Here is a 14,650-nt window from a genome sequence, read left to right as displayed (position 1 = left end):
ACATCCGCCTGGACAGCGGGGTCCTGGGCCGGTGCGGGGGAGGGCCGCCGCCGAACACCTCCCCCGCACCGGGGTCTGATCAGCCCCCGGCTGCCACTTCCAGGGGCTCGTACGCGGTGCGCAGCCTCAGCTCCGCGGTCGGAGCGGCACCGAGGGCGTCCAGGCCGAGCAGCGCCGCGCCGACCACCGGGGGCACGTCGACCACGCGCACCTGCGCCAACGGCGTCAGGTCGCGCAGCCGGTCCCGCACCGCGTCGACCACGACGCCGTTGGTGCCGGTCAGCACGCCGCCGCCGAGCACCACGTCCACCTGTTCGTCGAGCAGCCCCAAGCGCTGCAACGACACCGAGGCGAGCAGCGTGACCTCCTCGACGAGTCGGTCGACCACCCCGTGGGCCACCGCGTCACCGGTCGCCGCCACCTGGAACAGCAAGGGGCACAACACGTGCGGGTCGAACTCGACCTGTTCGAAGTGCAGCCGCTCGACCGCCTCGGCGATGGTCCGGGTGCCGTAGTGGTCGATCAGCGCGGGCAGCAGCGCGGTCGGTGCGCCCCGCCCGTCCTCCGCCCGCACGGCCAGCCACAGCGCCTCGCTGCCGATGTGCGCGCCACCGCCCCAGTCGCCTGAGATCCTGCCCAGCGCCGGAAAGCGGTGCGTGCGGCCGTCCCGCGCCACGGCGACGCAGTTGATCCCCGCCCCGCACACCACGGCCACGCCGATCCCGTCCGACGTGCCCGCGCGCAGCAGGGCGAACGTGTCGTTGCCGACGACGCTGGTCTCCGACCAGCCGCGCAGCTCGATCGCGGCGCGCAGGTCCTCTTCCTCCTTCGGCAGGTCGGCCCCCGCGAGGTAGGCGGCGGTGTGCGTGGCGATCCGCTGGTCGGCGGACAACCCGGCCTGCCGGGCCGCCGCACGGGCCAGCCCCTCGAACACCTCCAGGCTGCGCGCCAGGCCGACGTTCTGCGGCGAGGCACCGGGGCCGCGCACCTGCGCGAGCACCCGCCCCTCCACGTCCACCAGCGCCACGGCTGTCTTGCTGTTCCCGCCGTCGATGGCGAGTACCCGGTCGGTCATCAGGCCCCCTGGCCCTTCGCCCACGGCAGGAAGTCGCGGTTGCGCGCCACCAGCTCGTCGGCCAGCTCGTCGGCGATCGCGTGCTGCCCGATCAGCGGGTGCGCCAGCAACGCGTCCGCCACCCGGTCGCGCCCGCCGCGCACGGCGGCGTCCAGCGCCAGGTACTCGTACGCGGTCACGTGCGAGATGAGGCCCGAGATCGCGGGTTGCAGCGGGTCGACCGGCAGCGCCTGCGCGCCCTGGTTGGTGACCACCGAGGGCACCTCGATGACCGCGTCCTCGGGCAGGAACGGCAGTGTGCGGCCGTTGCGCACGTTCACCACGTGCTGCTCCGCGCCCGTGCCGCCGGTCAGCGCGTGCACCAGCTGCACGGCCGCCTCGGAGTAGTAGGCGCCGCCGCGCTGGGAGAGCTGTTCGGGCTTGGTGACGACGTTGACATCGCGGTAGATGCCGAGCAGTTCCTTCTCCACGTTGGCCACGACTTCCGCGCGCGGCGCGTCGGTCTTCTGCTTCCTGACGACGTCGTCGTGGTCGTAGAAGTACTTCAGGTAGTACGACGGGACCATGCCCAGCCGGCGCATCAGGGACGCGGGCAGGCCGATGTGGTCGGCGAGCGCGTCCCCGTGGTCGGCCAGCAGTTCCGGCAGCCGGTCGACGCCGTCGACGAACACGCCGCGTTCCCAGGTGAGGTGGTTGAGGCCGACGTGCTCCAGCTTCACCGACTCCGGCTCGACGCCGAGCAGCGCGGAGGTCCAGCGCTGGAAGGTGATCGCGACGTTGCACAGGCCGACCGCGCGGTGCCCGGCCTGCAGCAGCGCGCGGGTCACGATCCCGACCGGGTTGGTGAAGTTGACGATCCAGGTGTCGTCGCCGGCGATGGCGCGTACCCGTTCGGCGATGTCCAGGACCACCGGCACGGTGCGCAGCGCCTTGGCCAGGCCGCCCGCGCCGGTGGTCTCCTGGCCCACGCAGTCGCACATCAGGGGGAACGTCTCGTCCTGCGCGCGGGCGGCCTGGCCGCCGACGCGGAGTTGGAGCAGGACGGCGGAAGCGCCGTCCACACCCTCTTCGAGGTCGCTGGTGGTGCGGATCCTGGCCGGGTGATCGGCGTTTTCCAGGAGGCGTCGGGAGAACGCGCCGACGACGTCCAGGCGCTCCTCGTCCGGGTCGACCAGCACGATCTCGTCCACCGCGAGGCTGGTCCGCCGTCCCGCGATCCCGTCCACCAGCTCCGGTGTGTAGGTCGATCCGCCCCCGACAACGGTGAGCTTCATCCTTTGACTCCAGTGAAAGTGATGCCCTTGACGAACGAGCGCTGGGCGAAGGCGAACAGCACCACGGCCGGGACCATGATCAGCAAGGTCACCGCCATCGCGAGGTTCCACTGCACGTGGTGCATGCCCTTGAACGACGACAGGGCCAGCGAGAGGGTCCACTGGTCCGGCTTCTCGCCGGTGTAGAGCAGCGGGCCGAAGTAGTCGTTCCAGGTGTAGAGGAAGCAGAACAGCGCGGTCGCCGCGATGCCGGGTCGCGCCATCGGCACGACGATCCGCACCATGGCCTGGAACTCCGTGCAGCCGTCCACCCGCGCTGCGTCCACATAGGACTGTGGGATGGTCAGGATGAACTGGCGCAGCAGGAAGATGCTGAACGCGTCGAACAGGAAGTACGGCGCGATCAGCGGCCACAGGGTGCCGGTCAGGCCGAGGCCGGACCACGTGTCGTACAGCGGCACGGCCACCACCTGCGGCGGCAGCATCATCGCGCCCACCACCAGGAGGAAGACCGCGTTGCGGCCGCGCCACTTCAGCTTCGCCAGCGCGTAGGCCGCCGGGATGGACGACAGCAGCATCCCGGCCGTGGCGAGCAGCGAGTACAGCAGGCTGTTGCCGAGGTACTTGAGCAGCGGGGCCTTCTGGAAGACCTCAACGAAGTTGCCCCAGTGCCACTCGTGCGGCCACAGGTCCTTGGTGAACGCCTGGCTGTCCGACATCACGGCGGTGAGGAACACGAACAGGATCGGCAGCGCGAACATCAGCGCCAGCGCGAGGCCGAGGCTGTGCACGGCCACCCAGTCCAGGATCGCGCGCCAGTCGCGGGGTTTGCGCTGCGTCGTGACGGGGGCGTCGAGTACCGCGGTCATGCGCCCGGTCCTCCTTCCTCCTGGTAGGTCGCCTTGCGCATGCGTTGGACGAGGAGTGCGGTGGCGGCGAAGGAGATGACGAACAGCACGGTCGCCATGGCGGCCGCGTAGCCCATGTCGAAGTACCGGAACCCCTGCGTGTAGAGCCACACCGGGAACGTCAGCGTCGAGTTCTCCGGGAACCCGAGGTTCTTCGTGGCGCCCGTGATGTCCGCCGCGCCGCTGGCCGCCGAGCCCGCCACCACGGCCTGCGTGAACAGCTGGAGCGCGAGGATGATCGAGTTCACCACGCCGAACATCAGCACCGGGGAGATGGTCGGCAGCGTGATGTGCCACCACCGCCGCAGGGCGCCCGCGCCGTCCAGCTCGGCCGCCTCGTACTGCTCCTGCGGCACGTCCAGGACGGCCGCCAGCATGATGATCATCAGGTCGCCGGACACCCACAGCATCACCGCGGCGATACCGGGCTTGGACCACGCCGGGTCGGCGAACCACAGCGGGCCCTCGATGCCGAACCAGCCGAGGAACGCGTCCAGCGGGCCCTCGTTGGGGCGCATCACCAGGAAGAACACCAGGGTCGCGGCCACCGGGGGAGCGAGCGACGGCAGGTAGCACAGGGTGCGCACCAGGCCGACGCCCGACTTCAGCCGGGCGATCACCGACGCCACGCCGAGCGCGAACACCACACGGGCGACGGTCAGCACGACGACGAACCACAGCGTGTTGTAGACCGCGGTCAGGAACAGCTTGTCCGCGAACATGTACGCGTAGTTCGCGAACCCGATCCACTCCGGCGGGTTGATCAGGTCGTACTTGGTGAACGAGAGCACGACCGTGGCGATCAGCGGGTAGCCGAAGAACAGGGCGAACCCGAGCACCGCCGGGGCGAGGAAGGCCAGCACGGTCAGCCGGTGGCGGGCGCGGGAGCGGGACCGCCCCTTCGCAGGGGCGGGCCGCGCCGCGTCCACGCGTTCGAGCGTGGCGGTCATGACTACTTGCCGCTCTTCGCGACCTGGTCGTCGATCTGCTTGTCGACTTCCTTCAACCCGGCCATCAGGTCGGGCACCTTGCCCGCCTGCCACGACGTGGCGAAGTCGCCGATGGCCTTGATGTGCGCGTCACCGATGGGCGTCACCGGGTTGCCCTGGAGCTTGCCGCCCTGCGCGAGGTCGATGAACGTCTTGAAGTTCTCGTCCACCTCCAGGCGCGGGTCGGACAGCGCCGCCTTGGTGTTCGGGATGTTCTTGATCGCGTTGGCCAGGCCGACGATCGTGTCGGTGTCCAGCGACATGTGCTTGATCAGCTCCCACGCCGCACCGGGGTTCTTCGCGCCCTTCGGCACACCCATGATGGTGCCGGTGGTGAACCCGATCCCGTACAGGTCGGGCTTGATGGTGGGGAACGGCGCGGTGCCGAACTTGACGTTCGGGGCCTGGTCCTTGAGGAACGCGGTCCGGTACTCGCCGTCCATCATCATGGCGATCTTCTGCTGGTGGAACGCGTGGTCGGTGGAGTACTCCTGGCCGAGCCCGGCGCGGAACCGCTCCAGGGCGTCGAAACCGTAGAAGTCCACCAGTTCCTTCTGGAACTTCAGCATCTCCGCCCACTCGGGCGTGGCCAGCGACGACTTGCCGTCCGGGCCGGCCCACTTCGCGCCGAAGTTCGGCGCCCAGATCGGCGGGCGGTTGGCGTAGAACAGCATGGTGGGCAGGAAGCCCGCGACCTCGATCGAGCCGTCCGGCGCCTTCTTGGTGGTCCGCTTGGCGAAGTCCAGCAGCTCGGCGGTCGACTTGGGCGGCGCGCTGATGCCGGCCGCGGCGAGCATCTCCTTGTTGTAGTACAGCCCGTACACGTCGCTGAGCAGCGGCATCGCGCAGCGGTTGCCCTTGTACTCGGTGTACGAGCGCACCGCGTCGGGGATCTGCGAGAGGTCGACCTTGTCCCGGTCGATGTAGGGCTTGAGGTCCTGGAACGAGCCGGAGGAGCAGAACTGGCCGATGTTGTCGGTGGTGAACGACAGCGCGACGTCCGGCGGGTTGCCGCTGCGGATTCCCGCGGTGATCTTGTCGTCGTCCTGGCTGCCCTCGTGCTTGATCTCGGCGTTCGGGTACTTCTTCTTGAAGCTCTGCAGCGCCTTGGTGACCTCTTCCTGCTCCCGTGCGGAGTAGTTGCTCCACACGGTCAGGGAGAACTTGTCGTCTTTGCCGGGCGCGGCGGCCAGACCACCGGACTGGTCGGTCTTGCCCGCGCCTGCCGCGCAGGCGGACAGGGATACCGCGGCGGCCACGCATAGCAACGCTGCGCGGGGGATCTTGCGCATGTGCTCTCCTTCTCTCAACGTGCGGACGGGGACGTTGTGCGGTCCGTTTGTGGTCAGACGTTCTGTATGGCAGATGATCTGTTCTCAGACGTTCTGTGGACCGCGGAAGGGTTCGGTCGTGGCGGCGGGTAGGCCGAACACCTGTTCCCTGACGACCGACAGCGCGGAGTGCAGTGCGCCGGAACGCACCGGTTTCCCGGTCACCAGGGCGAGTTGGACGGCGGTGCGGGGCACCACCAGCTTGCGGAGCTCGGCGGCGACCAGGTCGGCGAGCGTGCTGCCGCCCGCCTGCGCGATGTCGCCGGAGAGCAGGACGAGTTCCGGGTCGAGCACCGAGATCACGTTGGCCGCGCCGGTCGCGATCCGGCGGGCCAGGTCGACCAGGAACTCCCGGCCGGACGTGCCTTCGCTGAGCGCTTTGCTCACGGCGGCCTGTCCCGTGCGCGCGGAGACCCCGTGCGCGCGGGCGAGTCTGACGATGGCGGTGTTGTCGAGCAGGTCGCCGTAGCGGCTGCCGGTCCGGTCCGTGCCGGTGTCGGCGTTCGCGTGGTCGGGGACCTGCATCGCGTCTATTTCGCCCGCGCCACCGGTGGCGCCCCGGAGGAGGACGCCGTTGACCACGACCGCCGCGCCCACCGCGTCGGCGGGCCAGAGGAGGACGAAGTCCTTCACGTCCGTGGCCCGGCCGGCGACCATCTCCTCCAGGGCGACCAGGTTGACGTCGTTCTCGACGGTGACGGCGGTGCCGAGGAGGTCTTGGAGCTTGCCGGGGATGTCGAAGCCTTCCCAACCCGGCATGTGCGGCGCGTAGTTGAGCTTGCCGGTGGCGGGATCGACCGCACCGGGCGAGCCGACCACGACGTGGTGCAGCGCTTCGGGGGAGAGGCCCGCCTGGTTCGCCGCTTTGGTGACCGCGCCGTGGAACGCCTCCAGCACGTCGGTGCGCGGCATGGGGGCGCTGTGCTCGGTGAGCAGCGTGCCGGAGATGTCGGCTATCGCCACGTCGACCGTGTCGGGGGCGAGGTCGATGGCTGCGACGTGGGCCAGCGCGCCGTTGACCGTCCAGAGCTGGGCCCTCGGGCCTCGGCCGCCGCCTCGGAGTCCGTTGCGCAGGACGGTGCCTTCGGTTTCCAGGCGGGTGAGGAGCTGGGCGGTGGCGGGCTTGGACAGGCCGATGAGGCCTTCCAGCTCGGAGCGGGTGAGGGGACCGTTGCGCAGCAACGCCTCGATCGCCGCACGGTCGTTGATCTCGCGCAGCAGTCGTGGGCTACCGGCTCGCATCGGTCCTCCTGTCTGTTAACTTTCCAGACGATTTCGGGCCACCGTAGTGACGGTGCTCACCGCTGGTCAATGCTCCGAGACGGGTCCGTTACCTGGGTTAGGTTTACCTAAGGCACCCTGGAAGCATGACCGACACCCGTCAGGAGTCTCTGGCCCAGTTGTTGGGTGGGCGCGGGGGTGCGCTGGACGCCTCCCTGCCGCCGTTGGCGTTCGCCCTCGGGTGGGTGCTGGCGGGGCAGTCGATCTCGGTGGGCGCGTTGGCCGCCGTGGTGTGCGGGGCCGTCATCGGCGGTGTGCGGCTCTTCCGTGGTGATCGGCCTCGGGCCGTGGTGGTCAGCGTCGCGCTCGTGGTGTTGGCCGCCTACGTGGCTTTGCAGACCGGCCGGGCCGAGGACTTCTTCCTGTTGCAGATATTCCTCAACGCGGCCAGTGCGCTCGTCTGGACGGCGAGCATCGTGGTTCGATGGCCTTTGTTGGGAGTGGTCGTCGGACTCGTCACCGGGCAGAAGTTCCGTTGGCGGCAGGACCCCGACCTGGTGCGGGCCTATCGGGTGGCGTCCTGGCCTTGGGTAGGCCAGTACGTGTTGCGCGTGCTGGTCTTCGGCGCGCTGTGGATGGCCGGTCAGGTCGTAGTCCTGGGTTTCATGCGGGCCGCTCTCACCTGGCCTTTGCAGGTTGCCTGCATTGCCGTCAGTTGGTGGCTGCTGCGCCGAAGCCTGCCGAAGGACCACCCGGGGCTTCGACACCCTCGCGTGCCTGCTTAGACACTGCTTGAGTGGCACTGCCGTCAACGCGCGGATGCTGCCGCTCAGCCGTGCACCGCACAGACCTATGTCTTCGTGTTCTCCCCGTATGGCCTGCCCGGAGGGCTACCGCGCTTGTCCTGGGGGTGCAAGCACGCTCTTCGCTTGCACCCCCAGGACAAGGGTGGTTGTCTTTGACAGGTCATGCGGGGAGAACACGACGCCCTTCCGTTTTTCCTCCCCGGAGGCCTGCCAAGCGGCGAGCGTCGCTTTTAAAGCTCTTGCTACGAAGATCCTCTTGCTACAAAGATTCGTGTGGCGCCAAAGCATGAAAAGCGTCCTCGCCGGACGGGCAGGCCGCCAAGGATCTCCCCAAAAGCCAAAGCTCAAAAGATGCAAGCAGGCTGTGTGTCATCCCCGCATGTCCTGGTCAAAGGAAACCACCCTTGTTCGGGTAATGCAAGCGAAAAGCGTGCTTGCATTACCCGAACAAGGGTGGTTCGCTGCGCGCAGGCCATACGGGGATGACACACAGCGGATAGAGGTGTGTGCTGGCGCACCGCTGCGGGCGGTGGGGTTGCGAGTGGGCGGTGGGGTTGCGAGTGGGTGGTGGCGCTTGGTCTGCCGGAGGTGGATCAGGCAGGGCGCGGAGCGGTGTCGCCCAGTACTTCCACGGCGGCTAGCCAGGCTGCGCCGGCTGCGCCTTCGGTGGCGAGGTGGACCGGGGCTTGGGTGCGGGTGGCCAGTTCGGCGCGGAGGTGGGCGCCCAGGGGGTGGGCGTGGACGAGGCTGCCCACCAGGACGATGGGTGTTTCGTCGGTGGGCCGTCGGTCGGAGAGGGCCAGGTCGGCGAGCGTGGTCACGGCAGTCGTGATGATGGCTTGGGCCGACCTGGCTGTGGCGTGGGCGGTGACCAGGGGGGCGTAGTGCGCCAGGTCGATGGGGCGCGCTTGGTTCGTCTTGGTGATGAGGTGGCGCCAGGCTTCCCGGGCCGGGGTCGGGGGGATTTCGGCCCGGTTCAGGACCGCTGTGGTGAGGGCGTCGAAGGCGTCGGTCTCCAGCGCCTTGAGGGTTGCCCTGACGGCTTCCCTGCCGAGCCAGAACGCCGAGCCCTCGTCACCCAGCAGCCAGCCGTAGCCGCCGTAGGTGGCGGTGAGCTGGTGGCCGGTGATCCGGGCCGCGATGGAACCGGTGCCCGCCACCAGGACGGTGCCGTCGGGGGAGGCCGAGCCGGCGGCGAACGCGGCTTCGCAGTCGGTGATCACGCGCATGGGGCAGCGCAGGCCCGCGCCCGTCCAGGCTGCCTCGAACAGTGCCGACACCGACGGGTCGGCCAGCACCTTGCTGGAGCCGGCCATGCCCAGGACGCCGGATTCGACCTTGGTGGTGTCCAGGCCTTCCAGGGCCGCCGCCAAGGCCTGGTTGATGTGGGTGGCGGCTTCCTCGGGCGGGTGGGAGTTGGGGTTCGCGCCGCCGGCGACGCCCTCGCCCAGGCGTGTCCCGTCCAGGTCGAGCACCAGCGCCCTGGTTGAAGTGCCGCCTGCGTCCAGTCCGACCACGAAGCCCATTCGACCGAGTATGGCCCGAAAGCCGGAGGCCCGGCACACCCGGAAGGGTTGTGCCGGGCCTCGCGAACGGTGGTCAGCCGCGTGGCTTGACCACCTCGGCCCGTTTCTCGGTGCCGTTGTGGTGGTGCAGCAGGAGAAGGCCGTCGGACTTGTTCGCTACCAGGGACTCCTGGTCCCGGTGCACGTCCAGCCGGGTGCCGGACCTGACCACGTAGGACAGCGCCGCCGTGTCGCCCGCCCGGACCGAGTAGCCGGGCTTCAACGGGTCGAAGGACATCGGGGTGTCGATCTTGTCGACGAAACCGTCCTGGTTGCCCGGCGCGGGGTACGCCCCCGCCGTGTCCGCCGTGTACGACAGCCGGAAGGACGCGGCGGTGGGGTCGATGCCGAGCGCCTTCAAGGTCACCGGCAGGACGACCACGTTGCTGTCCATCAGGTTGGTGTCGACCTCGCCGAACTGCCCGTTGAGCGGCTGCTCGTCCACCACCTCGTCGTCGGCCAGCCGCACGGTCCGGGCGAGCCAGACGTCGGCGATCACGCTGCCGTTGGCGTCGAGCTGCTTGATGGCCCGCACGCGGTAGTCGGGCTTGCCGTCACCGGTCGTGTCGATGCGGATCTCCGGGGTGGCACTGCCGCCCAGCGTCGCCCAGTTCCGCCAGGTCACGACGCCGAACGCGAGCAGCGCGCCGTCCGACTTGTCGACCGGCGCGGTGGACGCCGCGCCCACGTAGCGCAGGTCGCCGCCCTTCGCCGACTCGTTCACGGCGCAGTCGGTCTCCACGTCGTCCGTGCAGTCCGGCAGCTGCCCGGACGTGCCCTGGAGCTCGAACGCGCTGATCAGCGAGCGGTACGCCTGGTCACCCGAGCCCTGGTCGAGGGACCGGCCGTGCAGCCGCACGGAAGCGACCTCGTCACGCCGGAACGAGGCCGCGCCCGCCTCGATGTCCGCCACCGGCTTGGGCGCCGCGTAGACCGGAACCCGGTAGGTCTTCGCGCCGTCCTTCAGCAGCACGAGCCCGGAAGCCTCGGCGAGGAACTGGCGGGCCACGTCCTGCTGTTGCTTGACCACCGTCGGGTCGGCCACCTTGCGCAGTTCGTCCGGCGACACGACGAGCTTCACCCGCACCTCGGCGGTACGGCCGGCCCTGACGTGCACCGCGTTCGGCCAGACCTCGAACCGCGCGCCGGGCACGGTCGTCGTGGCCTGGTAGGAGACGTCGACCGACCGGTCCGTCCCGCCCTTGTTGACGACCTTGACCCTCTTCTCCCGCCACAGCACGCGGGCCGCCTCCACGGGGCCGAAGGACACGCCGACCGAGCCGGGGTCGTCCTCCACCATGGCCAGCAGCTCCGTGTCCAGGGCGGACAGCGCGTCCACCCGGCCCGCACCCACCCGCATCGGGGCTTCCGGCAGGCCGGTGGTGTTGTCGTCGCCCGACTTCACGTCACCACCGGCGGTGTTCATCACCGCGGCCTTGACCTCCTCCACCGTCCAGTCCGGGTGCGCCTCGCGGACCAGCGCTCCGATGCCCGCCACGTGCGGCGCGGACATCGACGTGCCGCCCTTGCTCGCGCCGCCGGTGCCGGTGCCCACGTCCGCCGACATGATCGTGTCGCCGGGGGCCGCCACGTCGGGCTTGGCCGCGATCGCGCCACGCGCGCCGCGGGACGAGGAGGGCGTGATGGTGTCGGCCAGCTGCGGCGTGTTGCTCGGCACCGTGTTGCGCAGCCTGCCGGTCATCGTCAGCTGCAGCGTGCCGGCGGTGAGGGCCGGGCGGAGCTGCGCGGTGACGGCGCGGGTGAACTGGAAGACCGGGATGGCCGCGTTCCCGGCGATGGCGGCCGAGAAGTTGTCCTTGGTGGACGTCAGGAACGCGCCGGCCGCACCGGCTGCCTCCGCGTTGTCGGTCCGCCCGCCCGAGCCGCACCGGCGGGTCGAGTCGTCGTCGTCCCACTCCAGCCAGACGAACTTGCCCTTGAGGTCCTCCGAGACCGGGTCGCAGCCGTCCAGGTTGGCCGGGTCGGCGAGGGACACCACGGGAGCGGTCAGGTCCAGCGCGTCGTAGCCCTTGAAGTTCTGGCTGTACTGGCCGGGCAGGTCGCCCGCGCCGGGCACGGTCACGCCGTCCAGGATCGCGAACGCGTCCCGCGTGTTGGCCACGGCCAGCGCTTCCGGCGTGTTCGCGGGCGAGCCGCCCACGTCGTAGAAGTCGCCGCCGTTGCCTGCCGACGCCACCACCAGCACGCCGTGCTCGACCAGCTTGCGCACGAACAGCGAATCGGGGTCGTCCGGCGCGCCGAAGTCGGCACCCAGCGACAGGTTCACCACGTCCAAGTGGTCGCCGAAGTCGCCGTCGCCGTTCGGGTCGAGCGCCCAGTCCAGCGCCTGCGCGACGACGTTGGTGGCACCCCGGCAGCCGAACACCTTCAGCGCGTACAGCGACGCCTTGGGCGCGGAGCCGGGCCCGATCTTCATCCTGGTCAGCTGCTCGTCGGTCAGCGTCCGGTAGTCGCCGGTGAACGTGCTGCCGTCGGCGTTCTCGCCGTAGCCGGCAGCCGAGCCCGCGACGTGCGTGCCGTGGCTCAGGCAGTCGATCGGGTTCGGGTCCGGCGCGGGGGTGGACTTGCCCGAGTGGTTCGCGTCGTAGTCGTCGCCCACGAAGTCGTACCCGCCGACGACTTTCGCGGTCGGCGTCCACGCGGCGGTGCGGTCCACCGCGTCGTACGCGGCGGGCGTGCCGGGGCCGCCGAAGTCGGCGTGCGTGTAGTCGATGCCGGTGTCGACGATGCCGATGCGCATCCCCTCGCCGTAGCGGCCGGTCTGCCGCCACACCTGCGCGGCCTTGGTCAGCTGCACGGCGCCGGCGTTCTGCACGACCTTCGGCACGGACAGCCGGACCGTCCTCACCTCGGGCAGCGCGGTCAGCTCCCGCACCTTGGCCGCGTCGGCGGTGACCACGAGACCGGCCACCGCGTTGGTCGTCCTGGCGACCTGCCGGGAGGCGGCGTCCTTGCCGCGCAGCACGTCCAGCACGCGGGTGGCGGTGTCGTCGGTGCGCTGCCGGGACGCCCGCGCGGCCTGCGCGGGATCGCCGCCGCGGGATCTCTCGGTGGTGGCCGCCTCGGCGGCGGGTGTCGCGGCCAGTTCGACGAACGCGGTGACCGGGCCGTGCGCCTGGGCGAGGGTGGCGCCGACGCGCTCCGACGACCCGGTCTTGGCGACCTTGGCGCGGGAGGGCGGCAACGGCTCGGCGAGCGGCTCGTCGGCGTCGGCCACGCCCGCCGTGGTGAGCGAGGCGAGCAGTGCGGCGGTGGTGGCGGCGGATGCCCACACCGCACGGTGATCTCTCATCGGAACCTTTCCTCGACCGGTTCGCGCCGAACGGGTGTGAGCGCGTCGGAGCTGGTCGCAGTGGCCTTGAGCGGTGGCGACGACACCCGGTCGACGGGTCGGCCGGTGCGGCGACGCTGTGCGTGCATTTGGTCGCTCAGGGTATCGACCCGCCAATGCATCGGATCAATAACCGTCAAGCCTGGAGAGAAGTTGCGACCAGCCGGGCTATACATCCGATGTATTCCTGTGTCCGAGGCGCTCGACATGCGGCTGCCGGTCGACGGGGGCCGCGCCACGACTCGTGGACGCTCGGGCAGGCGTGATGGGCACCGGGGAGGTGCGGGAGTGGGTACGGTCGTGCATACCCGGCCCGAGCAGGGCCGGGAGGCCGACTGCGACCGGGTCCACGCCGGGTGCGGGTGCGAGGCCGGCCGCCTGACTGGTGGGGAGCTGCCTTGATCACTTTGCCGCCCTTGGGCTTCGGCGCCGCGCCGATCGGCAACCTCTACGCCCCGGTGGAGGAGGAGGACGCGCTCGCCGCGGTGGCCGCGGCCTGGGACGCCGGGGTGCGGTACTTCGACACCTCCCCGCACTACGGGCTGGGCCTGTCGGAACGGCGGCTCGGTGCGGCGCTGGCGACGCGGCCACGTAACTCGTACGTGGTGTCCACCAAGGTCGGCCGGGTGCTGGAGCCGGTCTCCGGCGATGGTGACGACCTGGCCAACGGGTTCGCCGTGCCGGCGACCCACCGCCGGGTGTGGGACTTCGGCGCGGACGGCGTGCGGCGGTCGTTGGAGTCCTCTTTGGACCGTCTGGGGCTGGACCGGGTCGACCTGGCGCTGCTGCACGACGTCGACCTCAACCCCTCGCAACGGGACCGGGCGGCGTCGGAAGGCCTCGCGGCGCTGGCGGACCTGCGTGACCAGGGCGTGGTCCGGGCGATCGGCGTCGGGCTGAACCACTGGGAGATGGCCGAGTGGTTCGTCCGGGAGACCGTGATCGACGCGGTGATCCTGGCCGGCCGCTACACGTTGCTGGAGCAGTCGGCGGTGGCGTCGTTCCTGCCCTTGTGCGAAGAGCGCGGCGTCGCCGTGGTGGCGGCCGGGGTGTTCAACTCCGGTCTGCTGGCCCGCCCCGAGGTGCCGGACGACGCCACGTACGACTACGCCGCCGCCCCACCGGAGCTGATCGCGCGGGCGCGGCGGATCGCGGCGGTGTGCGGACGGCACGGTGTTTCCCTGCCGCAGGCGGCGATCCAGTTCCCGTCCCGGCATCCGGCGGTGGTGTCGGTGCTGGTCGGGGCGCGGTCGGCGGAGGAGGTCCGGGTCAACGCGGAGTACGCCGCGTCGCCGGTTCCCGCGGGGTTGTGGGAGGACCTGCGGTCGGAAGGACTGCTGTGAATCTCCACGGGCCCGGCGGTCGAGGTGTACGGTTCGGCGCTGTAGGAAGCAAACCCTGGTCGGCGCCAGGTTGGTGGTTGGAGTGTGCCGGCCGTCCCGCGCATGCGCGGGTACGGACCCGAGAAGGACAACCACCAAGTGAACGACCAGATCATCGAACTCTTCCGAGCGCACATCAGCCGCGTGGTCCCGTTGGCGGAACTGGATGAGCGCGTCGCGCGGATCGTCGCACTCGTCGGCGGGGACAGCCCGCACCTGCCGCTGACGGCCACCGTTGCCGCCGGCTACCAGGCGCTGCTCACCCGGATGCCGCAGGAGCAGGCGCTCACCGTTGTGACGCAGGCGTTCCACGAGCCCGTCCGGCCGTTCGTCCACGACGGCACCAAAGCCGCGCTGGACGCGGCGGACGACCCGTTCGCCGTGCTCACCGACATCTCCAAGGACCGCGAGGAGAACTACTTCGGCGCTGACTTCGCGTTCGTCCGGTCCGCGGACGACCGGGCGCGCTACCTCCTCGACGTGACCCGGTGCTTCTACGTCGAAGTGCTGGCGAAGTGCGGGGTTCCGGAGCTCGGCACGGTGTTCTGCGAGTTCGACGCCGGGTGGATCGGCGCCATCGACCGCGATCGGCACGGCATCGACTTCACCCGTCCGACCACCATCGCCCGAGGCGGCGCCACCTGCCCGTTCCACTTCCGGCGGCTCGGCTGAGAGCCTGCCCCACAGTGTGGTGAAGGTGCTGTGCCTGCGTGACGTCGGTCGTGGTCGATCGGCCGGCGTCGCGTC

The 14,650-nt window shown here is 70.2% G+C and carries 11 protein-coding genes; 3 read left to right on the top strand and 8 right to left on the bottom strand.

What is annotated here, in order from left to right:
* Window positions 1-79: 79 nt before the first annotated feature.
* The 6 genes from FHS29_RS15845 to FHS29_RS15820 form a co-directional block, all read right to left on the bottom strand.
* On the bottom strand, window positions 80-1,075 hold the full coding sequence (locus FHS29_RS15845; protein ID WP_184691396.1) for an N-acetylglucosamine kinase: 996 nt from the start codon (window positions 1,073-1,075) through the stop codon (window positions 80-82).
* Window positions 1,075-2,349 carry a 6-phospho-beta-glucosidase gene (locus FHS29_RS15840; RefSeq protein WP_184691395.1) on the bottom strand — a complete coding sequence of 425 codons (1,275 nt, stop codon included), beginning with the start codon at window positions 2,347-2,349 and terminating at the stop codon, window positions 1,075-1,077. The genes FHS29_RS15845 and FHS29_RS15840 overlap by 1 nt, the downstream gene beginning before the upstream one ends.
* Window positions 2,346-3,218 (bottom strand): carbohydrate ABC transporter permease, encoded by an 873-nt coding sequence (locus tag FHS29_RS15835; RefSeq protein ID WP_184691394.1) that lies wholly within the window; start codon window positions 3,216-3,218, stop codon window positions 2,346-2,348. The genes FHS29_RS15840 and FHS29_RS15835 overlap by 4 nt, the downstream gene beginning before the upstream one ends.
* Window positions 3,215-4,207: a carbohydrate ABC transporter permease gene (locus FHS29_RS15830; protein ID WP_184691393.1), complete on the bottom strand. Its 993-nt coding sequence runs from the start codon at window positions 4,205-4,207 to the stop codon at window positions 3,215-3,217. Before FHS29_RS15830 ends, FHS29_RS15835 begins: the two co-directional genes overlap by 4 nt.
* A 2-nt stretch (window positions 4,208-4,209) precedes the next feature.
* Window positions 4,210-5,538, bottom strand: a complete 1,329-nt coding sequence (locus FHS29_RS15825) for an ABC transporter substrate-binding protein (protein ID WP_184691392.1) — start codon at window positions 5,536-5,538, stop codon at window positions 4,210-4,212.
* An 84-nt stretch (window positions 5,539-5,622) separates the two neighbouring features.
* Complete coding sequence (locus FHS29_RS15820; protein WP_184691391.1) at window positions 5,623-6,819, bottom strand: ROK family transcriptional regulator; 1,197 nt, start codon at window positions 6,817-6,819, stop codon at window positions 5,623-5,625.
* A gap of 125 nt (window positions 6,820-6,944) precedes the next feature.
* On the opposite strand from FHS29_RS15820, the gene FHS29_RS15815 reads away from it, so the two are divergent.
* Complete coding sequence (locus FHS29_RS15815) at window positions 6,945-7,583, top strand: DUF3159 domain-containing protein (protein WP_184691390.1); 639 nt, start codon at window positions 6,945-6,947, stop codon at window positions 7,581-7,583.
* Between the two features lie 614 nt (window positions 7,584-8,197).
* On the opposite strand, the gene FHS29_RS15810 is transcribed toward FHS29_RS15815, so the two are convergent.
* Together FHS29_RS15810 and FHS29_RS15805 are read right to left on the bottom strand one after the other, a co-directional pair.
* Window positions 8,198-9,130, bottom strand: coding sequence for an N-acetylglucosamine kinase (locus tag FHS29_RS15810; protein WP_184691389.1), 933 nt, complete (start codon window positions 9,128-9,130; stop codon window positions 8,198-8,200).
* Between the two features lie 73 nt (window positions 9,131-9,203).
* Entirely contained in the window at window positions 9,204-12,482 is a 3,279-nt protein-coding gene (locus tag FHS29_RS15805) for a S8 family serine peptidase (RefSeq protein WP_184691388.1), read from the bottom strand.
* Between the two features lie 437 nt (window positions 12,483-12,919).
* Between FHS29_RS15805 and FHS29_RS15800 the strand changes: the two genes are divergently transcribed.
* Window positions 12,920-13,864 (top strand): aldo/keto reductase, encoded by a 945-nt coding sequence (locus FHS29_RS15800; protein ID WP_184691387.1) that lies wholly within the window; start codon window positions 12,920-12,922, stop codon window positions 13,862-13,864.
* 138 nt (window positions 13,865-14,002) lie between these two features.
* Complete coding sequence (locus tag FHS29_RS15795) at window positions 14,003-14,575, top strand: L-2-amino-thiazoline-4-carboxylic acid hydrolase (RefSeq protein ID WP_184691386.1); 573 nt, start codon at window positions 14,003-14,005, stop codon at window positions 14,573-14,575.
* Window positions 14,576-14,650: the final 75 nt, after the last annotated feature.

This window comes from Saccharothrix tamanrassetensis, from assembly GCF_014203665.1.
Classification (GTDB): Bacteria; Actinomycetota; Actinomycetes; order Mycobacteriales; family Pseudonocardiaceae; genus Actinosynnema; species Actinosynnema tamanrassetense.
Note: the sequence above shows the minus strand (reverse complement) of the source record. Positions and strands in the feature narration are given on the sequence as shown.